The 25231-nt window shown below is 35.9% G+C and carries 25 protein-coding genes and 1 riboswitch; of the genes, 22 read left to right on the forward strand and 3 right to left on the reverse strand.

The window, feature by feature from the left end:
• Window positions 1–4 precede the first annotated feature (4 nt).
• The 17 genes from HZI73_RS14335 to HZI73_RS14415 all read left to right on the forward strand — a co-directional run bounded on the left by HZI73_RS14335 (window position 5) and on the right by HZI73_RS14415 (window position 19908).
• Complete coding sequence (locus HZI73_RS14335) at window positions 5–886, forward strand: class I SAM-dependent methyltransferase (protein WP_212694073.1); 882 nt, start codon at window positions 5–7, stop codon at window positions 884–886.
• 28 nt (window positions 887–914) lie between these two features.
• Window positions 915–1232, forward strand: a complete 318-nt coding sequence (locus tag HZI73_RS26880; RefSeq protein ID WP_212694074.1) for a nitrous oxide-stimulated promoter family protein — start codon at window positions 915–917, stop codon at window positions 1230–1232.
• A 132-nt stretch (window positions 1233–1364) separates the two neighbouring features.
• A riboswitch (TPP riboswitch) is annotated at window positions 1365–1473 on the forward strand.
• A 275-nt stretch (window positions 1474–1748) separates the two neighbouring features.
• The gene (gene thiS / locus HZI73_RS14345; RefSeq protein WP_212694075.1) at window positions 1749–1943 is read left to right on the forward strand and encodes a sulfur carrier protein ThiS; all 195 of its coding nucleotides are present in this window, start codon (window positions 1749–1751) and stop codon (window positions 1941–1943) included.
• Window position 1944: 1 nt separating this feature from the next.
• Entirely contained in the window at window positions 1945–2745 is an 801-nt protein-coding gene (gene thiF / locus HZI73_RS14350; RefSeq protein ID WP_212694076.1) for a sulfur carrier protein ThiS adenylyltransferase ThiF, read from the forward strand.
• 44 nt (window positions 2746–2789) lie between these two features.
• On the forward strand, window positions 2790–3569 hold the full coding sequence (locus tag HZI73_RS14355) for a thiazole synthase (protein WP_212694077.1): 780 nt from the start codon (window positions 2790–2792) through the stop codon (window positions 3567–3569).
• The gene (thiH, locus tag HZI73_RS14360) at window positions 3566–4669 is read left to right on the forward strand and encodes a 2-iminoacetate synthase ThiH (protein WP_212694078.1); all 1104 of its coding nucleotides are present in this window, start codon (window positions 3566–3568) and stop codon (window positions 4667–4669) included. The genes HZI73_RS14355 and thiH overlap by 4 nt, the downstream gene beginning before the upstream one ends.
• A 152-nt stretch (window positions 4670–4821) precedes the next feature.
• A complete protein-coding gene (gene pyrR, locus HZI73_RS14365) occupies window positions 4822–5427 on the forward strand; it encodes a bifunctional pyr operon transcriptional regulator/uracil phosphoribosyltransferase PyrR (RefSeq protein ID WP_330619520.1) in 606 nt (201 codons plus the stop codon).
• A gap of 176 nt (window positions 5428–5603) precedes the next feature.
• A complete protein-coding gene (locus HZI73_RS14370) occupies window positions 5604–6896 on the forward strand; it encodes a uracil-xanthine permease family protein (protein WP_212694079.1) in 1293 nt (430 codons plus the stop codon).
• 228 nt (window positions 6897–7124) lie between these two features.
• Window positions 7125–7937 (forward strand): helix-turn-helix domain-containing protein, encoded by an 813-nt coding sequence (locus tag HZI73_RS14375; protein ID WP_212694080.1) that lies wholly within the window; start codon window positions 7125–7127, stop codon window positions 7935–7937.
• 122 nt (window positions 7938–8059) lie between these two features.
• Complete coding sequence (locus HZI73_RS14380) at window positions 8060–10063, forward strand: sulfatase-like hydrolase/transferase (protein WP_212694081.1); 2004 nt, start codon at window positions 8060–8062, stop codon at window positions 10061–10063.
• Window positions 10064–10077: 14 nt separating this feature from the next.
• On the forward strand, window positions 10078–11586 hold the full coding sequence (locus tag HZI73_RS14385) for a sulfatase family protein (RefSeq protein ID WP_212694082.1): 1509 nt from the start codon (window positions 10078–10080) through the stop codon (window positions 11584–11586).
• A 218-nt stretch (window positions 11587–11804) separates the two neighbouring features.
• A complete protein-coding gene (locus tag HZI73_RS14390) occupies window positions 11805–13406 on the forward strand; it encodes an S-layer homology domain-containing protein (protein ID WP_212694083.1) in 1602 nt (533 codons plus the stop codon).
• A 272-nt stretch (window positions 13407–13678) separates the two neighbouring features.
• On the forward strand, window positions 13679–14611 hold the full coding sequence (locus HZI73_RS14395) for an aspartate carbamoyltransferase catalytic subunit (protein ID WP_212694084.1): 933 nt from the start codon (window positions 13679–13681) through the stop codon (window positions 14609–14611).
• Entirely contained in the window at window positions 14604–15881 is a 1278-nt protein-coding gene (locus tag HZI73_RS14400; protein WP_212694085.1) for a dihydroorotase, read from the forward strand. Before HZI73_RS14395 ends, HZI73_RS14400 begins: the two co-directional genes overlap by 8 nt.
• 328 nt (window positions 15882–16209) lie before the next feature.
• Window positions 16210–16473, forward strand: a complete 264-nt coding sequence (locus tag HZI73_RS14405) for a metal-sensing transcriptional repressor (RefSeq protein WP_212694086.1) — start codon at window positions 16210–16212, stop codon at window positions 16471–16473.
• 71 nt (window positions 16474–16544) lie between these two features.
• Entirely contained in the window at window positions 16545–18953 is a 2409-nt protein-coding gene (locus HZI73_RS14410; protein ID WP_212694087.1) for a heavy metal translocating P-type ATPase, read from the forward strand.
• Between the two features lie 103 nt (window positions 18954–19056).
• Complete coding sequence (locus HZI73_RS14415) at window positions 19057–19908, forward strand: diguanylate cyclase domain-containing protein (RefSeq protein WP_212694088.1); 852 nt, start codon at window positions 19057–19059, stop codon at window positions 19906–19908.
• A gap of 146 nt (window positions 19909–20054) precedes the next feature.
• Here the strand turns inward: HZI73_RS14415 and HZI73_RS14420 are convergent, their stop codons facing one another.
• Window positions 20055–20207: a hypothetical protein gene (locus HZI73_RS14420; protein ID WP_212694089.1), complete on the reverse strand. Its 153-nt coding sequence runs from the start codon at window positions 20205–20207 to the stop codon at window positions 20055–20057.
• A 446-nt stretch (window positions 20208–20653) separates the two neighbouring features.
• Here HZI73_RS14420 and HZI73_RS14425 point away from each other — a divergent pair, with 446 nt between their 5' ends.
• Window positions 20654–21199, forward strand: a complete 546-nt coding sequence (locus HZI73_RS14425) for a GNAT family N-acetyltransferase (RefSeq protein WP_212694090.1) — start codon at window positions 20654–20656, stop codon at window positions 21197–21199.
• Window positions 21200–21264: 65 nt separating this feature from the next.
• Here HZI73_RS14425 and HZI73_RS14430 read toward each other — a convergent pair whose 3' ends face one another.
• Together HZI73_RS14430 and HZI73_RS14435 are read right to left on the reverse strand one after the other, a co-directional pair.
• On the reverse strand, window positions 21265–21807 hold the full coding sequence (locus HZI73_RS14430; RefSeq protein WP_212694091.1) for a permease: 543 nt from the start codon (window positions 21805–21807) through the stop codon (window positions 21265–21267).
• On the reverse strand, window positions 21808–22290 hold the full coding sequence (locus tag HZI73_RS14435; RefSeq protein WP_246552172.1) for a permease: 483 nt from the start codon (window positions 22288–22290) through the stop codon (window positions 21808–21810). It lies immediately after the preceding gene.
• A gap of 358 nt (window positions 22291–22648) precedes the next feature.
• Between HZI73_RS14435 and HZI73_RS14440 the strand changes: the two genes are divergently transcribed.
• The 4 genes from HZI73_RS14440 (at window position 22649) to HZI73_RS14455 (ending at window position 25129) form a co-directional block, all read left to right on the forward strand.
• On the forward strand, window positions 22649–23506 hold the full coding sequence (locus tag HZI73_RS14440) for an NAD(P)/FAD-dependent oxidoreductase (RefSeq protein WP_212694092.1): 858 nt from the start codon (window positions 22649–22651) through the stop codon (window positions 23504–23506).
• Between the two features lie 255 nt (window positions 23507–23761).
• Complete coding sequence (locus tag HZI73_RS14445; protein ID WP_212694093.1) at window positions 23762–24118, forward strand: ArsR/SmtB family transcription factor; 357 nt, start codon at window positions 23762–23764, stop codon at window positions 24116–24118.
• The gene (locus HZI73_RS14450) at window positions 24111–24602 is read left to right on the forward strand and encodes a permease (RefSeq protein ID WP_212694094.1); all 492 of its coding nucleotides are present in this window, start codon (window positions 24111–24113) and stop codon (window positions 24600–24602) included. Before HZI73_RS14445 ends, HZI73_RS14450 begins: the two co-directional genes overlap by 8 nt.
• Window positions 24602–25129 (forward strand): permease, encoded by a 528-nt coding sequence (locus HZI73_RS14455; RefSeq protein ID WP_212694095.1) that lies wholly within the window; start codon window positions 24602–24604, stop codon window positions 25127–25129. Before HZI73_RS14450 ends, HZI73_RS14455 begins: the two co-directional genes overlap by 1 nt.
• Window positions 25130–25231 lie beyond the last annotated feature (102 nt).

Below are 25231 nucleotides of genomic sequence, written 5' to 3' on the forward strand. Positions count from 1 at the left end.
TTCTATGTATACATCCATTTTAGATAAAATTGTATGTCCAACATGTAAAAAAAAGCTTGAATTGGCCATAATAAAAGAAGAGGAACAAGAAATTATAGAAGGGACATTAACCTGTTCAGATGGACATGTTTGGGTGATTAAAGATGGTGTCATTAATCTTGAATCGGAAGAACAAACACTTGCAAATAATTGGAGCGATTACTACAAAAATACAGATTATGGGTCATTGGATCAATGGATTGAAGAAGCCACACCAACAAATCAAATAGAAGGTTATACTCTAGCTAAAAAGGCTATACTGAGTCATATTCAATCCAAGGGTGCAACACATATTATTGATATTGCCACAGGAAGAGGTATGCTCCTCACGTATCTGGCTCAATATCTTTCACCGGATACACATTTTGTATGTGTGGATCTTAGCCATGAGGTTTTGAAGTATGACCGATTAAAGGTTAAGAACATTAACCCTGCATTGCGTGTGAACTATATTGCCTGTGACGCCACGAGTTTGCCTTTTCTGAGACAAGCCTTTGATTTATCAGTATCTTTTTTTGGTATCACCAATATGGGAAATGCTATAGCACAAGGTATAACGGATGCTGTTCGTGTATCCAAAGAAGGCCTCATCAATGCAGGTATTGTTATCAAAGATGATAACCCTAAATTAGATGACGTGAATCAATATCTTCAAGATAATCAACTGGACATGTCAGTAGATTTTGCCACAGAGACCCGTTGCCGAGAACTACATGAAGGAAAAGGACAGTATAACGTTGTGGAAGAGAAGGTCTTTGAAAGCATCGCACAACCCAGTGATTTGGATTTGATTCCAATTGAAGGTGAATGGTTTAGTATTAACCTCTACCATACTACGGCTAAATAAAACAGGTTACATGGAGTAAGAAGAAGCTATGGATGCTATACAGGTTAAAAAGAAAACCTTACAAGCTATGACAAAGATGTATTGTCAACGTAAACATGTTATGCATACAGATATGGATTTGTGCCCTGTTTGCCACACATTTATGACTTACGCTGTTGAGCGGCTAGATAACTGTCCTAAAGCCAGTAAAATGAACTGTAAAGCTTGTAACATACATTGTTATGATTCCTACATGCAAAGCTACGTAAAAGGCATTATGCGGTATTCTGGTAAGCACATGCTCTATCGGCATCCCATACTTACGTGCCATTATCTGTACAATAAAACAATAGCAAGTCTATTTTGAAAACATGTTTCATTCACTAAAAAAGGTTGCCTTTTATCAAACAAAGCTGTATAATGAATAAGAAATTGCTATCCATAAAATTATAGCTTTTGAAAAAAATAAGTATTTGATAATGATTTAAAAACTTCATACTGTTAAAACTAGGGGAGGTTGTACTGACAATCTGAGAAAGAAATGTTATTTCTGACCCTTATAACCTGATATGGGTAATGCCAACGTAGGAAAGCATCAAAATCATGAACCACAGTATATTTGGTTACAAATAAGCACAATGAGGATATCTTTGTACCTCCTGTTATAAAGCCTATTTGTCTCTGGAATGCTATGTTTTTTGTTTTGATAACAGGATAGAAATTAATGACCAGTGATAACGTCTTGGAGCTTACCTTTAGGTAAGCTTTTTTTGATGATTAAAATTATTGTTCTTGTTATCATTTGTATGGATAACTTAGTCCATACAAAAATCCACGAAGCATTATCACAATCAGGGAAACTAAAATAAAAGAAGGTGAATAAATGCTAGTTAACGGTAAAGAAATCTCCTTAGAATCTGGCATAACAATTGATCACATGCTGGAAGTATTAAGTCTTGACAAGGACAAAGTTGTTGTGGAAATTAACATGGAGATTATTCAAAAATCGAATTACACAACCAGGGCAATTAACCATGACGATAAAATAGAAATTGTCCGATTCGTAGGTGGTGGGTAAAATGAAAATTGTGGTCAATGAAAAAAATTGCTTTGTACCCCATCATGCATCAGCGTATGCTGTGAGAGATATGATTAAGAATGATGCAGACATTATCATTGTTAATGGTCATGTCATCCATAAGGATATCACCCTAAAAGCCAAAGATACCGTCACCCTTATAAAAAGAGGTGAGAAACCCAAAAAACGTGCGTTAGAGGCTTTGCTGGTTGCAAGACATACACCTGGCGTGCACGAAAGAATAAAAAATGCCTGTGTTGGAATCGCAGGATTAGGTGGCTTAGGGTCCCATGCTGCTGTTTCCTTAGCACGATTAGGTATAGGAAAATTAATCTTAATCGATTATGATGTTGTTGAACCCAGCAATCTCAATCGACAGCACTATTTTTTAAAGCATATTGGTATGAAAAAAACATCTGCCTTAAAGGACATACTTGAACAGATAAATCCTTTTGTTAAAATCGTTACAAAGGATGTATGCTTAGATCAAACAAACATTGCCATGTGTTTTCGAGAACCAGATATCGTCATTGAAGCCTTTGATCATCCAGAATCCAAGGCAGTATTAGTCAATACGTTGCTTTCAGAACATAAAACAGTAGTAGCAGCTTCTGGGGTTGCTGGCTATTTCTCTAACAATACCATCACGACAAAACGGGTGATGAAAAACCTATACGTTATAGGTGATGGTGTATCAGAAGCAAAGATAGGCAGTGGATTAATGGCCCCTAGAGTGGCTATTGCTGCAAATCATCAAGCCAATATGGTGTTAAGATTAATCCTTGGCGAAAGGCATACATAAGTTTTGAAGAATCATTGTTAAATCAATCATAAGGAGTGATCGTAGTGAATCAATTAGTCATTGGAGGTAAGACATTACAGAGTCGATTACTAATCGGCACTGGTAAATTTCCAGATAAAAAAATAGTACCAGAAGTTGTAGAAGCAAGTGGAACACAGGTGGTTACCATGGCATTAAGAAGAGTGGATTTGGATTCAAAAGAAGATAATCTTCTGGACTATATTCCGAAGCATTGCACATTACTACCCAATACTTCTGGAGCCCGTAATGCAGATGAAGCCGTACGCATTGCACGTTTAGCAAGAACCATGGGTTGTGGTAATTGGGTAAAAATAGAGGTTATTTCAGATAATAAGTATTTGCTTCCCGATAACATGGAAACAGTAAGGGCAACAGAAATATTAGCTAAAGAAGGGTTTGTGGTCTTGCCTTATATGAACCCAGATCTCATGAGCGCTAAGAGGCTTGTGGATGCTGGGGCAGCAACAGTCATGCCTTTAGGAGCGCCAATCGGTACAAACAGAGGCATTAGAACCAAAGAATTAATCCAAATCATCATTGAAGAAATTGATATCCCAGTTGTTGTTGATGCTGGTATAGGAAGACCATCTGAAGCAGCAGAAGCCATGGAAATGGGGGCAGATGCCGTACTTGTTAATACGGCCATAGCAACAGCCAACAGTCCTGTTCATATGGGAAAAGCCTTCCATCTAGCTGTACAAGCTGGAAGGCTAGCATATGAGGCTCAATTAGGTAGACAAAGTACTTATGGGAACGCATCTTCTCCTCTTACTGGGTTTTTGTACGAAGGAGTTAACTCATGAGCTTTTATCACGTTTATCAGACCATAAGGGATGATGATTTTTATCCTATGCATGACCAAACATCGGAAAAAGATATGATGACCATACTCCATAAAAACATCCTAACAGAAGATGATTTTTTACGTTTATTATCACCCATGGCAGAAATGTATTTAGAACAAGCTGCCCAAAAAGCACATGCTTTATCGTTACAATATTTTGGGAAAACGGTGCTGCTGTATACACCCATGTATTTAGCCAATTATTGTGTGAACAGATGCGTTTATTGCAGTTTTAATACTCAAAACGTCATTGAAAGGAGACAGTTAACTTACAACGAAATAGAAGAAGAAGCAAAAGCCATTGCATCAACAGGTTTGAAACATATTCTTATTTTAACTGGCGAATGCCGAAAGACAACACCAGTAGCATACATTGTTAACGCCGTGAAAAGGTTAAAAAAGTACTTTGATAGTGTTGGAATGGAAATCTATCCTTTAACAGAAGAAGAATATAAAACCGTTATTAATGCAGGGGTAGACAGTCTAACTGTATATCAAGAAGTATATGATGAGACCATCTATGACAATGTTCATCTATCAGGACCAAAGAAGGACTACAAGTATAGGCTGGATGCTCCTGAAAGAGCTTGCAGGCAAAAAATCAGAAGTGTCAACATAGGTCCTCTGTTAGGTTTAAATGACTGGCGAAAAGAAATCTTTTTTACAGGGATGCATGCCAAATACCTGCAAAAAAAGTATCCAGATGTTGACATAAGCATTTCTTTACCTCGTATAAAACCTCATGCTGGCACCTATGAAGCACGATACGATGTAAATGACCAAGATTTGGTGCAAGCCTTAATGGCATTAAAACTCTTTTTACCAAGGGTAGGTATAACCATTTCAACAAGAGAAGCTCCTGATTTTAGAGATAATTTAATACCCTTAGGCGTGGTAAAAATGTCTGCTGGCGTCAGTACGGAGGTAGGTGGTCACGCCTTAGAACATGGCAGTGACAGTCAATTTGAAATTTCAGATCCAAGAAATGTCAACATGATAAAACATGCCATATTAAAAAAGGGTTATCAACCTGTTTTTAAAGATTGGATGCCGTTTTAAGGGATAGAAGAATCAAGAAAGATAAAATGCGAAAAAACAGTAGACAATTGATGAAAAATATGGTAGATTAATATAGAATTAAATAAGAGATTTCTTTAAATTAGTACAGTGATGCTAGTAAGAAGTTTAACCGTAAAGTAGTTATGTAAACTATGGCTTCTTGGAGTGCATCCAGGAAGCCTTTTCTTATCGTAGTAGAAGTATTACATACCATAAAAGATTATTTACGAGGTGAACTTATGAAAGTATTAATGGATGAGAAAGCTATTGGAAGAGCCTTAACGCGTATTGCACACGAAATTATTGAAAAAAATAAAGGTGTTGAAGATGTTGTGATCTTAGGCATCAAAACACGAGGCGTACCATTAGCTAATCGAATTGTAAAACGTATAAAGTCCTTTGAGGGAGTAGATGTTCCAGTTGGAACAGTTGATATCACTTTTTATCGTGATGACCTTCAAAAAAAATCATTATCGCCTACCATTAACAACCCATTAGATTTTGATGTAGCTGGTAAGACGATTGTATTAGTTGACGATGTCATCTACACAGGTCGAACATGCCGTGCTGCCATTGATGCCGTGATGGATGCTGGCCGTCCTCAGAAAGTACAATTTGCTTCCCTCATTGATCGAGGCCATAGGGAACTGCCTCTTATACCTGATTATGTTGGCAAAAATTTACCTACATCAAAAAATGAAGTTGTCCATGTTAAGTTACAAGAGGTAGATGGTGAAGATACTGTTCAAATAATTTAAAGATTTTCTTCTATTACCATAAGCAGCTATGTGTGCTTAATGAAATAAACCATAAAAATGGATGAAGACCAGTAGATAAGGCTTCATACACAACATATACTGCGCCATGTCATCTCGCACTATATGTTGTATATGAAGTGGTGTACTGTTCCAGATCCATCATAGGAGGAAGTATCATGGAGAACATATCAACAACAAAAAAATATGTCTTAGGTTTACAGCATGTTTTAGCCATGTTTGGTGCAACTGTATTAGTGCCTTTCTTAACAGGTCTTGACCCGGCCATTGCATTATTGGCAGCAGGTGTAGGAACCTTACTCTTTCATTTATGTGCCAAAGGCAAAGTACCTGTTTTCTTAGGTTCTAGTTTTGCATTCATCGGTGCCATAGCCTATACCCTTAATCCTAACGGGCTAGAGGATATAACCAAAATGCCCCGAGCAGAGTATCTGGACAACTTATCTGTTGTAAAAGGCGGTATTATCGTAGCTGGTCTTGTGTATGTGGTTATGGCTATTATTATCTATTATGTTGGTGTTGAGAAAGTCAAGAAATTATTCCCACCTATTGTAACAGGACCCATTATTATTGTTATCGGACTTCGTCTATGTACCGTTGCAACAAATAACGCATTTTTCCCTATTGTTGATTTTGAAACAGGTGCAAGAGCTTTTGATGGTACCCATACACTTGTAGCCACACTAGTTGTACTGGTTATGGTGGTTGTATCCATCTTCTCAAAAGGTTTCTTTAAAATGGTACCCATACTTATATCTGTAACCATTGGTTATCTTATATGTATTCCTCTTGGATTATTAAATACGACAGCCATACAAGAAGCCTCATGGTTTTCATTAGCTGATTCAAATATTACAGATCAAATCTTTGCATTACCCTCATTTACCGCATCAGGTATCCTTGCCATAGCACCGATTGCTTTAGTTGTATTCATTGAGCATATTGGTGATATTACAACAAATGGTGCCGTTGTTGGTAAAGACTTCTTAAAAGACCCTGGTATTCACAGAACCATGTTAGGTGATGGTGTTGCCACGGCTTTTGCTGGACTTGTTGGTGCACCAGCGAATACGACCTATAGTGAAAATACAGGTGTACTTGCCGTAACAAAAGTATACGATCCTGCCATCTTAAGAATTGCTGCATGCATTGCAATCTTCCTTAGTATGATTGGTAAATTTGGTGCTGTTATTCGAACCATTCCAACACCAGTTATGGGTGGTATCAGTATCATTCTCTTTGGTATGATTGCCAGTGTAGGTGTTCGTATCTTAATTAATGCTAAGCTTGACTTTGCTCACAGTCGAAACTTAATGATTTCAGCTATTATCCTTGTTGTAGGTATTGGTGTTGAGAGTTTCCCACTTGTGGACAATTTAACCATATCTGGACTTGCAATTGCAGCACTAATAGGTGTAATCCTTAATCTTGTCTTACCAAAAGAAATGTAGATGAAGCATATTTTAGTCAATTAATGATTAAAAAACAATCAATAATCATAAATATTGTAAATAACCCTCATGCATATGGGGGTTATTTTAGATGACTTCTTTTTAGTTAAACAATCCATTTAATTTATATGTCATTATGTTATAATAGAATAATAATGTTGCTGACGAACATTAAAATAATAAGATGATGCTATGGAATCCTTGTAGATGGCTGTTAGGGAGGTTCACATGAATAGAGAATCCATCATACCCGTGTTGACTGAACATGTAAAAAAACTGCCTTATAAAATCATGATGATGGCAACAGATTGGGCACAAAGAGATCTAAAGCGTCCCCATGGGGTAGACTTTTATCTTTTGATGCAATGCCTTTCTGGAGAGGGACATATTATCCATCATAACAAGACAATTAACATAACACCAAATGATATCTTTTTATGGACACCTACAGTGCCCCAATATTATTACAATGATGGTGATCAAGATTGGGTGGTAAATTGGATTACTTTTGAAGCAGGGTCAATTCCCCTTCCTATTCAGGAGGGTTTTTTTATAACCCATTGTTTTCCTACAAGCCTAGGTTTAACGAGTTTCCATGCCATGAAGCAATTATTAATGGATGAATCCATATCAGGTCAAATAAGAGCCTCTTCGGTATTATATGCATTACTCTGTGAAATGAACATTTATGATAATCAGCTGGATGATACGCATCAAGGCTTTGAACTAGCGGATGTGACTGGTTATATGAAGCAAAACATCAATAAGCATATTACCCTTCAACATCTAAGTCAATTATTCAATGTGTCACAGTCCTATTTATGTCGACTTTTTAAACGTCAGTTTAGGGTAACACCTATTCAATATTTTATACACTATAAGATGAATACAGCTAAGGCACTGCTTATCTTGAACCCTGATGAGAAAATATGCAGGATAGCTGAGCTTTGCGGTTATGATGACCCTGTTTATTTTTCAAAAGTATTTAAGAAATATGTACATAAAACGCCCAGTGATTATCGAAAAAATAACATCATGTAGTTCAATATTGTTATATGTTTCTGCCTATTTACGCCATGTTAATATCCTTTTAAGCCATGTATAATGTATAGAAAGCGTAACTGTTAACGATAGATTTTATGGTGATTAATAGGAGAATAACAATGAATAAGCCCAATATTTTATGGATTTTAGCAGAAGATATGTGCCCTAATTTAGGCTGCTATGGCGATGTGGATGCCATAACCCCTCATATTGATGCGTTAGCTGAGGAAGGTATTCGGTATAATCATGTATCCAGTGTAGGACCTGTTTGTTCTGCTGCACGTACGACACTTGCATTAGGTATGTATCCATCCACTGTTGGCACAGGCAACCATAGAAGTCATGTTGCATTGCCTGACCACATAAAAATTTTTTCAGAGTACTTACAAGAAGCAGGTTATTATACAGCCATTAATAAGACAGACTATAATTTTCAAGTACAGTATGATGGCCCATACATAAAAGGATGGAATACGACCATTGATGTGGATTATGGTGGGGATAGTGAAGCCATTGCAAATGTTCTTGCAGATACATGGCAAAAAAGAAAAGATAACCAGCCCTTTTTCTTTATGCACACTTTTGCCATTACCCATCAATCCAAATACGGTTATCCAAGTACACCAGAGGAACACCGAAAAAACATCATCCCTAGAATCAAGCCTGAAGAGTATCGGGATAGAGACACGTTACATATCCCATCGTATCACCCTGATAACAAGGAAACAAGAGAAATATGGGGCCAATATCATGAAACCATTACCACCATGGACCGTATGGTGGGTGAGACCTTGGATAAATTAAAAGAAGATGGCTTATATGAAGATACCATTATTTTCTTTTTTGGTGATAACGGTATGGGAATTCCAAGTGGTAAATTTAACATGTGGCGTGAAGGAACAAGTGTACCCCTTGTCATTCGAGTACCTGAAAAATATCAACACCTTATTGAAGATTATGTACCAGGCAGTGTTGAAACGGGTGCTGTTAGTTTTGCAGATTTTGCACCTACCGCACTGGAGCTTGCAGGTGTGAGTGTTCCCGAATATATGCAGGGAAAGAACTTTCTAAATAAAACGGAGACAAAGGCATGTACTTTTTCATATCGAAATCGTATTGACAGCAGTTGTGAACTGGTACGTTCTGTATGTGATGCGCAATTTTTGTATATTCGAAACTTCTATCCTCAGAAGGGTTGGCGGTATTCACCGTACATTGCCATTAGTTCACCTTATTTTATGACGCAATGGGAAGCTAATGTCAAAAAAGAATACCATGGTGACAGCCCTGTTAACCGTAAGAACTGCTTCTTTATGCCAAGGAAGCCTATTGAAGAGCTGTATGATTTAAAGAATGATCCTGACCAAATGTATAATCTAGCCCATGACCCTGCGTATCAAGAAAAATGCTTAGCTATGCGTACGCAATTAAAAGAGTGGATGCTATCTGTTCGAGATGGGGGATTGATTCCTGAACAAGAACTTAAAAAATTATCCAAGGAAGCCACGGCGTATGATGTTATTCAAAATGAAGTGTTATACCCCATGGAAAAAGTATTGAACGTATGTGATACCATGTTAGATCATCAAAAGACAACGACAGAATTGCTCAAATCATTAGCAGATGATCACGCAGTGGTGAGGTATTGGGCGGTTCAAGCCATCTATGAAAAAGGTACATTCAACCAAGAAGTTCTGGAACAGTTATTGTTAGCGTTAAAAGATAACAGTGAGATGGTTCAGTTAGCCGCAGCTGAAACATTGATTTACGCCACATCTCAACTGGAATATACAACACAAGCAAAAGCGGTCATCATCAAGTGCCTTACATGTGATGACGATGTGTTATTACCACTGGAAGCATTGGACTGTTTGGATAGAGTGGGGGATAAATTAGTGGATTTAATACCTTATACCAAACATTTGATTCATGAGGCTGAGATAACAAAGGAAAAGGAAATGACGCGCTATAAACAAGCCGTCCTTAGTAGTTCCAAGTATGTTGCTGAAAAAATGGGGGTTCCCCACGACTACGCAGGGCTGAATGATAAAACAATACCTAGACTAATCGAAATCAGGGCATTACGTAAAGCCAATGCCCTTGATGATTTAAGAATAATGTAAAAAGGAGGGCTATCATGAAAAGACATGTGATGGTTATTCTATGTGATCAGCTTAGAAAAGATTTTTTGCCTATTTACGGGTGTCAAGGCATTGATACACCCCATATTAATGCCCTTGCTGATAATGGGGTTGTATTTGATCATTGTATTACACAATCCACTGTTTGTGCGCCAGCAAGGGCTACGATGATGACAGGACGCTATGTCAGTGATCATCAAGTGTGGACCAATGACGTTCCCTTTCGAGAGGGCCTAGAGTATATCCCTCAACGGATGCATGAAGAAGGGTATGTTACCGGTGCTTTTGGAAAGCTTCACCATACACCAGGACGGGATGTAAAAGGATTTTCGGTTGCGAAATTAATGGAAGAAAATCGATTAAAAGATGAAGATGACTATTATAAGTATTTAAAGACCAAATATACAGATGTGCGTTCGGTGTTTCATGTGGATAGAGAAAATAGGACATTTACATTACCTGAAGAAGATTATTACGAAGCATTTATTGCTAACGAAGCCATGACATTTATGAAGGATAATAAGCATAAACCCACCTTTAGCTGGGTATCTTTTCAAGGTCCTCATGGACCCTATGATCCACCTGAGAAGTGGCATGGTAAAGTCAAGCGGGAATTATTAAAAAAACCCATTGTTCGCCTTAAAGATGATTTAAGTGAAACGTCAAAATACCGAAGTGTCTTAAGGAATATTAGTCCAGATATGGAAGTTATCATGGATACACGAGAAGCCTATGCTGAGATGATTATGGAAATCGACCATCAGATTGGTAGAATTTTGACTTGTTTAAAACAAGAAGGTCTGTATGATCATACAACCATTATCTTTAGTGCGGACCATGGTAATATGCTAGGTGATATGAATATAGGTGAAAAAGGACCTTTTTTATATGAACCTCAACTAGGCATTCCTATGATTATATCTAACCATCCGTCAATTGATAAAGGCGTAAGATCGGATTTATTGGTGGGGAATATTGATATACCAGGAACTGTATTGGATATAGCAGGGGTTAATCGCAGTATTGGGTATTCAAAATCCATCTTAAAAATGCTAAAAGGTGAAGAGGTAAGACACGTTAATTATAGTGAGTTTTGTGATAGCATTAGGACGGTAGAGAACGAGAAATATCGGTATTGCTATTATCCTTTTGAAAATTATGCTGAATTATACGACCGTGAAAACGATCCAGATGAAATTAATAATTTGGCTGGAAGAAATGATTTGCTAGATGTTGAAAACATGTTCTTAAAAGAAATCATTGATTTTATGTTAATTGGAAAAGGTCCTCAAATAGAAGCTCATGATTTGGTACCTTCTAAGAAAGCTGGTATTGAAAGTAAATATACGGCGTTCTTGGATACGTTTAAGGTTGTCTTTCCGCTACCAACAAAAGAAAAATACCGCCGACTACAGGAAGCAGGTTTGGATGCGGACTATAATGCTTTTTGTCAAGAATGTGATATTATGGCAAGTTATGGGAAGTATTGGGAAGATAATGAGTAAACAACCTATGATGAGGTTAGTTTTATTGAAATGAATGCAAATAGATGGTTTTACAATAAAGCGTTAAGATAAAAACGGCAAGGGTCTTACTGGTTATATTTACATTCCCAACACGGAAGTAAAGTATGATAAGATGTGTATTGATGATAGCGTCATTAGACAATATAGCCACTCATTAAATACACCATTAACCATAAGAAAGGAGCCCCTTGCTTGTTATGAAAAAAGTTTTTGCACTTATAGTAACATTACTGATTATAATCAGTACAATACCCGTGGACCTTGTTTATGCCACTTACAACATGACCTATCTTTATTTCGGTAGTTCCAGTACATATTTAAGTTATGTTAACCAAACGAATAATGCTTTACAAACCGTATCCCCTAATTACATTGATGTGAATGTAAATGGTCAGCTTGTGACCAAAGATATTGATGAAGATTTCATTAAGAGTATTCACGATAAAGGCATGACCATTGTGCCCTTCCTTAGCAACCATTGGAATAAAACAGCAGGTAAAAAAATGCTTGAAAATAGAGTGGCAAGTGCTACCCAACTGGCAAATCTTGTACATGCCTATAATTTTGATGGTATTCATATCGATATTGAAGGTCTTAATGAAGAAAGTCGAGATGCTTTCAGTGATTTTGTACGACTTGTACGTCAAAGAGTGCCAGCAGGAAAAGAAGTATCGGTAGCTGTAGCAGCTAATCCATATGGATCAAATAAGGGATGGCAAGGCATGTATGATTATCGCGAACTTGCAAAATACAGTGATTATCTTATGATTATGGCTTATGATGAAAGCTGGTTAGGCAGTAAGCCAGGTCCTGTGTCCAGTAAAAATTTTATGGAGAATGCCATTAAATACCCTCTAGGTTTAGGTATTTCACCAAGTAAAATTGTGCTAGGTATACCTTTCTATGGGCGCATATGGAAGGTAAGTAACAATTGGGAGAGTATGACATCCTCTATCCAGGGAAGAGGCATATCACTGGATAATATTGGGACCCTATTGGACTATTATGATGCAGATGTCACGTATGACCGGGAAAAGAACAGTATGCGAGGTCGTTTTTGTGTAAGTAAAACCCATAAGAAACTTAATCTCTACAGTTGGGGTGTGCCTTTAGAAGAAGGAAATTATGAAATATGGTTTGAAAATGATGAAACCATAAAAGAACGTATTAAGATCGCTAATAAATATGGTTTAAAAGGTACAGGGAGCTGGAGTTTAGGTCAAGAAGATACAACAATCTGGCAGAACTATGATGACTGGTTAAAAGGTCATTATTTCAAAGATATTAACGGTCATTGGGCTGAAAATGATATACTTCATATTTATCAAAAAGATTGGATGCTAGGCATCAACAGTACACAATTTGGTCCAGATGTGAGTTTAACACGTGCTGAAGCCGCTTTTTCACTGGTTCGAGCATTAGGTTTAGATATGGTTAATTCTTCTTATTTTAAGGATGTATCATCCAATCATTGGGCAAAGCGTGCTATTGAAACCGCTTATGCAAATGGTCTTATTCATGGTAAAGGTAATTATCAATATGCACCCGATGAGAAGATTACACGGGAGCAAATGTCACAACTCCTTTATAATTATTTAAAATCACAATTCAGTCAACCAACAAAAGTTAATGGATTTTGTGATATGAAACAATCAGATTGGGCATATACAGCTGTTCATACCATGAATTACCATGGTATCTTAAAGGGATTTGGGGATAATACATTTCGACCACGTGAAAACATAACAAGAGGTCAGATGGCAAGTTTATTTGTTCGCATTTCCAGCTACATTCAATAGAATATAGGTAGGTTTGTGCCTATTTCTGTTTAACGTATTATTAACACATTAAATAAAATAATGAATTTAACATATTCTTCTTACACCATGTAAAGTTATTGTTGTAAAGGACTTTTATAACTTTATGGTGTAAGAAGAATTTTTATATAATGATAAGTATTATATGTGTGTAAACTAGAGTGTGTATGCCAGTCGAATAAGTGTTTCCTATTGATTTAATAAGTAGACTGACATATAATAGACTTTATCAGAAATGCATGGAGGTATCGAACATGTTATTTAATCGTAAACATTTTTTAGATTTGAAGAGCTTATCGTGTGATGAGATTTATTATATACTGAATTCAGCACAAAAAATGAAATGCACATTGGCTTCTAAGAAATATAACACGACGCCTTTTCTAAAGGGAAAAACCGTCGCTACACTTTTCTATGAAGAACACTCTCGTTCAAAGCTATCCTTTGAATTGGCTGCTCAGAATCTAAGTGCAAAAGTTATTCATTTGACCACGTCCAAAGAATTCACTCGAGGTGAATCCTTAAAAGATTTAGGGCGTTCAGTTGATCAGATGGGTGCTGATTTTATTGTTATTCGCCATCCCATGTCAGGAGGTCCTCATTATCTGACCAAGTATGTGCAGGCATCCATTATTAATGCAGGTGATGGACGTAACGAAAACCCAAGCCAATCTTTAGTCGATCTGCTCTCTGTATACGAGCAAAAGAATCATTTCGAGGGCTTAAAAGTCGCTATCATAGGCGATATCATGCATAATCGGGTGGCTAGGAGCAATATATGGGGATTAACAAAACTTGGTGCAAAAGTAGCCATAGCTGGTCCGCCTACATTATTGCCAAGTAAGATTGGTAATTTTGTTGAGGTGCATAATACCATTACAGAAGCCATTATTGATGCTGATGTAATCATGACCTTAAAGATACAGAGCGAGCGCCAAGAAGCGAATCTCTTGCCTTCTATTAATGAATACATGCGATTATTCAAATTAGATAATAATCGATTAAAATATGCAAAAGATGATGTTATTGTTATGCATCCAGGTCCCATTAATCGTGGTATTGAGATTTCATCAGAAGTTATTGACGGTGATAAGTCCGTCATTAACATGCAGCAAATGAATGGTGTAGCCGTTCGGATGGCATTATTTCACTTATTATCAAAAGGTGGGTTGAACTACGATGTATAATTTACTAATAAAAAATGGAACAGTTTTAACAGAAGAAGGCCATTTGGAGCCGTTGGATATACTTATTAATCAAGGAAAAATCACAGAAATTGCGCCAGATTTATCATCAGAAGGGTATTACACTGTTGATGCAACAGACAAGATTGTTATTCCAGGTCTTATTGATATGCATTGCGAAATATGCGAGCCTGGTTATGAGCATCGAGAAAACCTTGTGACTGCTTCACAAAGCGCTGCTCGTGGGGGATTTACCAGTATTACATGCAACCCTAATACATTACCTGCCATTGATAATAAAACAGTGGTAGAATATATAAAAGCTAAATCTGTAACCGATGCGGTGACACATCTCTTTCCATATGGCTGTCTAACTAAGGGATGTGAGAATAAGGAATTAACGGAATATGGTGAGATGCAGTTATCAGGGGCAGTTGCATTATCTGATGGGGATGTACCCATTCAAGATAATAGTTTAGTTAGAAAAATATTTCGATATGTGAGCATGCTGGATATGCCCATTATCATGCACTGTGAAGATACGAGTATATCCAACAACAGCGGCATTCATGAAGGTTATACATCAACACGATTAGGCTTAAAAGGTTTTCCTGTAGTAGCCGAAACCATGCACCTTGTTCGTAATATACTCTTGTCAAAAGAATATCATATTCATTTACACATTGCTCATGTATCGACAAAGGAATCTGTTGATTTAATTCGTATCGCCAAAGCTCAGGGCGTTCAAATAACAGCAGAGACCTCTCCAAGGTATTTTATATTGGAGGAAACCATGGCCGATCACTACAATACCTTTGCGAAAGTGAGCCCACCCATTAGGACGAAAGAAGATATAGAAGGAATTATTGCAGGTTTAAAAGATGGAACCATTGACGTCATAAGTTCTGATCATAAACCAAATACCATTGATTCTAAACAGTTAGAATTTCAAGTAGCATCCTTTGGATTTTCATCTTTTGAGACAGCGTTTAAGTTGGCGTATACCCATTTAGTCAGTACCCATCAATTAAGCCTTAAGGAACTTGTTCAAAAGATGTCAATTAATCCAGCACAAATACTTGGCATTCATAAAGGTCAAATTAAAGCAGGGTATGATGCTGACTTAGTTATAATCGACCCTAACGATACACATAGCATTAACCCCAATGATTTCCTAAGTAAAGCAAAGTATTCTCTTTATGAAGGTATTGAAGTTGATGTTAATATTACAAATACCATTATTGATGGTAAGAATTATGACTACGATTTGTAAAACATAAGTGAGTACGTTCTAAAAGTATATGTACCGGAAGAAAGATGGTTATCGTTAGCCATCTCTTTTCTTTGTACAAAAATACCCTACAACTCATACAATTTCTTGTTATGGATATGCTAATACAGTACCAATTTAAGCATGATGACGTAAGTTAAGTCTTAATGTGTCACAATTTATATCTAAAATATCATTCAATATAAAGCTTGACAAAACAGCAAAAAGCTAATATGATTAGAATATACACCCCCAGGGGGAGGGGGTGCAATAAAATGAAAGGTTTACTATTTCTATTATCTTGATCATGAAATAGTAATAGGTAAAATAAATGAATGCAGACCAAGAAAAAGCTTACAATCTATTAAAAACAGCAAGGGGACAAATTGATGGTATTATTAAAATGCTAGAAGACGAACGCTATTGTATTGATGTATCAAACCAGATTATGGCAGCAAGCAGTATATTAAAAAAGTGTAATCTAATGATACTTCGTCAACATATGAATCATTGTGTTAAAGAAGCCATGATGCACGATCAAGGTGAAGAAAAAGTAGAAGAGCTGATGAAATTATTGGATAAGGTTATAAAATAGTAATTTGATAATATATAACAGCAACTATTATATATTCTTTTTAAGCATGATTGAAAAAGGAGGTAAAACTTATGACAGATAAAACAACAATACGCATAATAGGTATGTCGTGTGCATCATGCGCTGCAAAAGTTGAAAAAGCACTAAAGCAGAAAGAAGGCGTTATAGATGCTCATGTTAATATTGCTGTCGAAAAAGCAACCATTGACTATAATTCCAATGAGGTAAAGAAAGAAGAACTGGAAAAAACCATAAGAGATTTAGGTTATGGTGTATTGGCTGAAACAAAGGATACGCAGAAACTAGTCCTCCTCATAGATGGTATGTCTTGTGCTTCTTGTTCTGCTAAGGTAGAGAAACATTTAAATGAACAAGATGGTATATCTAAGGCTTCTGTTAATCTGGCTACAACGAAAGCCACTATTGACTATAACCCTAGAATAATTAAAAGTTCGGACATTATTCAGTCCATCATTGCATTAGGCTATGGAGCTAAAAAAGAGGAAAATGTTAATTTAGATGAAGAAAAAGCCCACCGTGAAAAAGCAGTTAAACGACTTAAAACAGAATTGTTGATATCCATTTTAGTCAGTTCACCTTTATTGCTGGGTATGGTATTCATGCTCATTGGTGTACATGCTCCCTTCTTACACAATGCCTACTTCCAATTTGTTATTGCAACACCCGTGCAATTTATTATTGGATTTAGATTTTATAAAAACGCTTACTATGCATTAAGAGCCAAGAGTGCTAATATGGACGTTCTCATTGCTATGGGTACATCAGCTGCTTACTTTTATAGTGTTTACATCACATTCTTTACTAATGATATGATGAAAGACCTGTATTATGAATCGGCAGTTGTCATCATTACATTGATCTTATTAGGTAAATATTTTGAAGCTGTAGCAAAAGGAAAAACTTCTGAAGCGATCAAAAAGCTCATGGGGCTACAACCTAAGACAGCTCGTCTCCTAAGAGATGGTCAAGAAATAGATGTACCCATAGAAGAAGTGGAAATCGGTGATATCGTTGTTGTTCGACCAGGAGAAAAGATACCTGTGGATGGTAAAATTATTGAAGGTCAATCATCCATTGACGAGTCCATGCTAACTGGAGAAAGCCTTCCTGTAGAGAAAAAGACAGGTGATTTAGTTGTTGGTGCCTCCATTAATAAATTGGGTACTTTCACATTTGAAGCGACTAAAATCGGTAAAGACACGGTTCTTTCTCAGATTATTAAGATGGTTGAGGATGCACAGGGTTCAAAAGCACCTATTCAAAAAATAGCCGATGTTGTATCCGGTATTTTTGTTCCCATTGTCGTAGTTATTGCCATACTTACTTTCTTGATATGGACCTTTATTGTAGGCGATTCAAGTATGGGCTTCATAAGTGCTGTTGCTGTTCTGGTTATAGCGTGTCCATGCGCACTGGGTCTTGCTACACCTACTGCCATCATGGTTGGAACAGGAAAAGGTGCCGAGAATGGTATTTTAATTAAAGGTGGAGAACATCTAGAACGTGCTTACAAAGTCAATGCCGTTGTCCTAGATAAAACAGGTACGATTACAAAAGGTCAGCCTGAAGTGACAGATATTATACCTATGGGTAATCTTTCAAAAGAAGATATTTTGAAGTATGCTGCTGTAACAGAAAAAAAATCTGAACATCCTCTAGGTGTTGCCATCTATGAGAAGGGTGTTCAAGACATGAACACCATACAAGACCCGGATGTTTTTGAAGCAATTCCTGGAAAAGGCGTAAAAGCAGAGGTAGAAGGGCACACAGTCTATCTTGGTACACGTAAGCTTATGGCTTCTCAGACCATGGATACCTCAGAAATTGAGTCTGTCATTGCTCAATTAGAAGATGATGGTAAGACCGCTATGATTATGGCTGTGGATAGTCAGATTGAGGCTGTTATCGCCGTAGCCGATACCATAAAAGATACATCAAAAGAAGCTATCAGCACCCTGAGAAAAATGCATGTGGATGTGTATATGATCACAGGCGATAATCAGAGAACTGCTCATGCTATAGCCAAACAAGTAGGGATTAATCATGTTCTTGCAGAAGTATTACCAGAAAACAAAGCTGTTGAAGTAGAGAAGTTAAAGGCAGATGGTAAAGTTGTGGCAATGGCAGGCGATGGCATTAATGATGCACCTGCACTTGCAACGGCTGATATTGGCATGGCCATGGGAACAGGAACAGATGTAGCCATAGAAGCCGCAGATATAACATTGATGACTGGTGATTTAAGGGCTATTCCAGCCAGCATTGGACTATCTAAGAAAACCATGAAAAAAATCAAACAGAATCTTTTCTGGGCGTTCTTTTATAACACCATTGGGATACCTTTTGCTGCACTTGGTTTATTGAACCCCATGATTGCTGGGGCAGCTATGGCATTTAGTTCCGTTTCTGTTGTAACGAACTCCTTAAGTTTGAAACGTTACAGACCCTATCAATCATAATATAAACATTTCATCCCATCTACAAAAAATTGGAAAAAATGTCATGCAGAACTTATGATACCATTGTATAATAATCCTAAGATATATCTTATGGAGGTTACCAATGGTAGATAAACAACTAGCCGAACGCATGCAAGATGCAATTGATTATATTGAAGAACATTTATTGGAGAAAATTACCACTGAAGATATTTCAAAATCCATCTATATGTCCAAGTCTTCATTTTATAATATTTTCTCTAGTATCCTTGGCACAACTGTTAAAAGTTATATACGGAGAAGACGTTTATCTCTATCCGCTAAGGATTTAATACACTCTGACGAGAGTATATTGAATATTGCTCTTCAATATCAATACAGTACGTATGAATCTTACTCAAGAGCATTTAAGCGTTTATTTGGTATCTCTCCACAGCAGTACAGACATGAAAACGTATATACGAATATGTTCCCTAGGGTTGTCTTAACCTATCATAGTTATGAGGGAGGTAACGTTGTGGTTAATAGACAAATAAACAAAGATGCTTTTTTAGAACAAATGGGACATATAGTCAATGGATTTGTATTAGATATTGATATTGATGCATTTGACCGTATTAATGCAAACTATGGGTATTATACTGGGGATAAAGTGCTTGTTGCAATACCTAAACGTATTAACAAAGTCTTAAAATCTTATCAGCTTGATGTAACTGCTACACGCATAAATGGGGATGAGTTCGCAGTTATTATAAAAGATCAAACGAAAGAAATTGTTAAAGCAATTTCAGCTGATATTATTAAAGCTGTAGAGGTGGAACCCTTTGTATTTAATGATGTGAAGTTCAATGTTACAGTAAGTATAGGCATCTCAGATTTTACAGTAGATAATCATGCACGTGTTATGAAGCATGCCAATGAGGCCATGTTATCAGCAAAGAATAAAGGCCGTAATCAATATCAACTGTATGACTGAAAGGGCAATTGTAATTAAGTATTATAAAAAATAAAGGACTGTCCCATCAAAACAAGATATGCGATTCTAGAAATCTAGTGGATTCCAGAATCATAAAATATCAACGTTTTGATAAGGCAGTCCTTTTGCTAAGCCATTAAGCAGCTTTAATATTCTGTATTTTCTTCATCTCTATCTATTTGCTCTCTTCTATGCTCATATTCTTCCATTTCAGATTGACCAAATTCCGTATTGAACTTTCCATTGTTTTTAAAGGTTTTTTTCATACTCTCGCTGTTTTCTTGTGTTGATTTTCTCATTCTATTGACCTCCTAATATATAATGAATTAAACATATATAGTATCTATTGTTTCTTTTAATTTATGCGTTAAATGAATATTTAAATTATCATTCTACGAAAATGTATATTGAGTAATCATAATAATCCACAAGTATTATGTAATGATATATGATTTGTTCAAAATATGAACAAATTTAACAATGCTATAAGCTTTCTAGTTAATGTATGTACATGTTATACTGTTTTATTAATATAGTAATAGGGTTATTAGATAAGAAAAAGACGTATTACTTCAGGAAAATGTTTATATAAAAAGTTCATTTATTGAACAATTATCAAAATAATATTCCGTTTGGAATTGATTCATGATTGATTGCTAAAAACAGATATAAATGCTACTATTATGCTAGTATGTCAATGTTTATTGATGAACATAAACGGTAGTAGATAGGAGATGATATAGCAATGGGTATTTCTATAAAGACCGAAAGATTAATATTAAGACAGTTCGTTTTAGAAGATGTTGCAGCATTACATAGAATCTGTCATCAACCCCATATATTAAAATGGATGCCTGATTGGGCCTGTACCATAAACAAACGAAAAGAGTGGATTAAATGGGTGGATAAGCAGTATGAACAAGCAACAAAAGAAACTGCAAGAGTCATGCTTGCAGTTACACTAGAATCAACAGGTGAACTCATAGGTATGGTGGGTATAGGCAATAAAGAAGAAGTTGAAAATGAAATTGAGATAGCTTATTTTATGTCTGATGAATTTTGTCATCAAGGTTATATGGGTGAAGCAGTTGATGCACTGGTAGATTGGACATTCAAGACACTTGATTTAGACTATTTAATGGCTATTGTTGAATTAGATAACCACCCATCTCAGAAAGTAATAGAAAAATGTTGTTTTACAAAGGTTGATCGCAGGATGATACTTAATTCAGGTGATACAGAAGAAAAGCCATTCTATTACTATAGAAGATATAACCCTATGGCTGATTAAGAAAATGTTACTTATACAAGCCTATTTCTTAACAGGAAATGGGCTTGTATTCCAATGAAAACACATTATTTGGCCATTTCTTCAACATGCTCATAGAGTGCATCTAATTCTTTTTTAGAAAATGATTTTTCTAAGACAAGGGAACCCACTAAATAAACAACAATTAAAGTCACATTTGAAACAATGGTAAACTTTAGTCCCATTGTTGTTGATTGGTAAAACAGTATAGGAAGCTTAGAACTTGCCCAGGTCATTAAGAAAAAGATCACATTAGCGTATCTTGCGCCTTTTTTTAACATAATCATAGCCACTGGAAAAGCTCCTACTAATGGTCCAGCAGCAAAGGTACCAAACAGAAAGGCAATAACTATACCCAGTACACCCGATTTTTTACCCATTAATTTTATCATGGTTTCCCTTGGCACCCACACATCCAGTAACCCAATGAGTAAAAAGATTGGTGGTACGATTTTTAGCATGGATAAGATCTGGAACGAAGCGGATTTTAAAGACTTAATACCCAAGGATATATCGTATATGGATAGTACAAGCAATATCAGTATACCTACAAGTAATGTTTTGTTTTTTATTATTTTTTTCATTGTCATTTACATAACCCCCCATACAACAAGTGCAACAATTAAAGAAGCGATAAATCCTAAACCATTTCGTAAGATTGCAGATTTGGTACCAAAAAACTTAGTTTCAGCAGTAAAATAAACAATCCCCACAGCCATAAGTGTTGTAACAAAGGCAGCAACTTGTGGGTAGCCCGCACCCTTTTCTAGCAACTCTACACCAAGAGGGTAGGTAACGAAAGGGGGCATGAAGGATATGGAGCCTACGATTAAACCAATAAATACACCAATAACGCCAGAATTTTCACCTAATGCGAATTTAATCATATCTGGACTGATCACCGTTAAAATGATACCAACGATTAAAAATAGGGGTATCAGTATGGGAAGGATTTTTTTAAATGCCATCCATCCTTTTTTAATGCCCATCTTTGTTTTCTTTCTATCTTTAATGAAGGAAACTATGAGTAATACCAGGGCTAAGATATATAATATGATTGTTGATATATCCATGAAACCATTCCTTTCTTTATAGATTACAATGTCTTATATAACTATATTCAAATATATAGATATTATGATATGAATTATATAATATTTCTTTTCATACGTCAACAGGTGATTTTCCTTATATTTATTTAACATGTAAATCTTTAGGTTTTTGCAGGATATCAACAAGATTTTAGCTAATTTCAATCTTAAAGATGTGGTTGTTAATAAAAAGAATCATTCATACAATGTGACGAAATACATGTCCATAATACTATATTTTTTATGTAAAAAGGCAGTTGAATTTATTATATTACTATATTATAATATACAAATATAAGAGTCATATTATTCTAACCTAAAGACGAGGAGAGGTGATACAATGTTAGATATAGCAATTATCGGAGCAGGTCCAGCAGGATTATCTGCTGCAATTAATGGTGTAACGAGGAACAAACGCGTTATGGTATTTGGTAATAAACCAACCTCAAGTTTAATTTACAAAGCCGAGCAAGTTAATAATTATTTGGGTATGTATGGTGTAACAGGCAAAGAGATGATTGAGCAATATGTCGATCATGCAAAAAGCATGGGGGTTCCCATGCATATAGGTAAGGTTATACAAATTTTCTCACTAGGAGATTATTATACACTTAATGTAGAAAATGAGTTTTTTGAAGCCCGTACAGTGATCATAGCTACAGGGCTGCCCATGGTAAAGATGTTGCCCAAGGAAGAAGAGTTCATTGGTAAAGGCATCAGCTATTGCGCAACATGTGATGGCATGCTCTATAAAGATAAAGATGTGGTCGTTTTTGGAGAAACTCATGAAGCTGAAAAAGATGTGAATTACCTATCAGAAATATGTAGAAACGTCCATTACGTCCATCAATACAAAGATGTTAAACATATCAATCATACGGTCAATAGCATTCATGGAAAACCAAAAGAAATCATTGCAGGTGACTATGTAGAAGGTCTGAAATTAAAAGACCAAGAGTTAAAAGGTAATGCTGTCTTCTTGCTAAGAGAAACAACACCTGTAAGCAAGCTAATTTCAGGACTAGAGATGAATGGTAAAACAATTCAAGTCAACAGGCACATGGAGACTAACATTTCAGGCATATATGCAGCCGGCGATTGTACAGGAACACCCTATCAAATTAGTAAAGCTGTTGGTGAGGGACTAATCGCTGCATTAAGTGCTGTTACGTATATTGACAGACAAAAGGCAGCCTAAGTAGATTAAGGACTTAAAAGACCACCATGTTTTATTCTTTCAATCGAATACGATTAATCATCATAGGTTATAAGCATATCAATTATCCATTAATTGGTATGCTTTTTTATGTTAATATGAAAATTCTTTGAATGTAGCATATGAAATAGAAGCTGAAGCAACATATTATTTTTAATTAAGAGTTGACTTAAATAAAAACGGATGCTATTATATAATTAAGTAATTACTTAAATAAAATATATGGAGGCATAAATTATGGAAAAACTCATAGTAAGATTTAAGGCATTAAGTGATGAGACGCGGTTTAAGTTGTTTTTATTACTTGCAGAAAAGCAATTATGTGTTGGTGGATTAGCAAAAGTATTAGGTATATCCGAATCCGCAGTGTCACAACATTTAAAGGTACTCAGAAATGCTGATTTGATAAAAGGTGAAAAAGTAGGATATTACGTGCATTACAAGGTTCAAAAAGATATACTGGAAGAACTAAAAGGTGTTATTGAACAATTGGCTAATGGTGTCGAGTTAACGGAGCAGAAAAAAAGTTTAGGGATTTATGAAGCAGAGTGTGAAAGCCAATGTAATAAAAATGGGAAAGGTTGTGATGCATAATATGACATACCTATATTCCTTAGCAGGAGTTGGCCTTCTCATTTCATTGATTAAAGATCGTCATAAATCAAAAAAAGCATTGATAACTGCTGTAAAGATTTTTGTAAAGATGTTGCCCATGTTATTAGGTATTGTTGCAGCTGTTTCACTTTTACTATATATTCTACCGGATTATGTAATTGCTAATTATTTAGGAGGAGAGGATAGTGCTACAGGTATAGCATTAGCCTTAGTTATAGGTTCAATTTCTTTATTACCTGGATTCATTACTTTTCCATTAAGTGGTCTGTTGTTACGTCAAGGCGTTAGTTATATGGTTTTAGCTGCATTTACCACAACGTTAATGATGGTAGGCATTATAACATTTCCCATAGAACGTAAATATTTTGGGACTAAATTAACGCTACTAAGAAATCTTGCAGGCTTTGTCATAGCTCTTATCATTTCACTCTGTATTGGATTCGTTTATGGGGAGGTATTTTAATGGAAAAAGATAAGAAAAAGAAACCAATTGTACTCTTTGTTTTTCTAGGTACATATACAATATTTATTGTTTTATCAATGATAATAAGTTATGAACCTGGTAAAGTTATTTTTGATAATTTTTATTTGTTTATCATGGATATGTTTAAACTATTTCCACCAGCATTTATACTTGTTGGGCTGTTTATGGTCTGGATAGATCGAAAGGTTGTAGAAAAGTATTTTGGTGAATCATCAGGATTAAAAGGGTATATAAGTGCTATTTTGTTAGCATGTACCACATTATATCCCTTTGTTGTTGTCTTGCCCATGGCAAGCGGTTTATACAAAAAGGGAGCGAAATTGGATATTGTTTTAACGTATTTAGGGGCAAGTGCTATATGTCGTATACCGATGTCCATATTTGAAGCAACCTTCTTAGGTTTTAAGTTCACGGCTATCAGGTATATCGTATCTTTACCATTAATTGTTTTTAGTTCTGTCATTATTGGGAAGCTAATGAAGAACAAACAACTTTCATTTGAATAAGTAATTCCAATCAAAATAAGAGGTTTAAATCCTAAATAAGGTTTAAGCCTCTTATTTTATTTCAATAAGGCAATTTGCTACTATGGACTTAGAGAAAGGGTA

The organism is Vallitalea pronyensis, from assembly GCF_018141445.1.
Taxonomy (GTDB): Bacteria; Bacillota; Clostridia; order Lachnospirales; family Vallitaleaceae; genus Vallitalea; species Vallitalea pronyensis.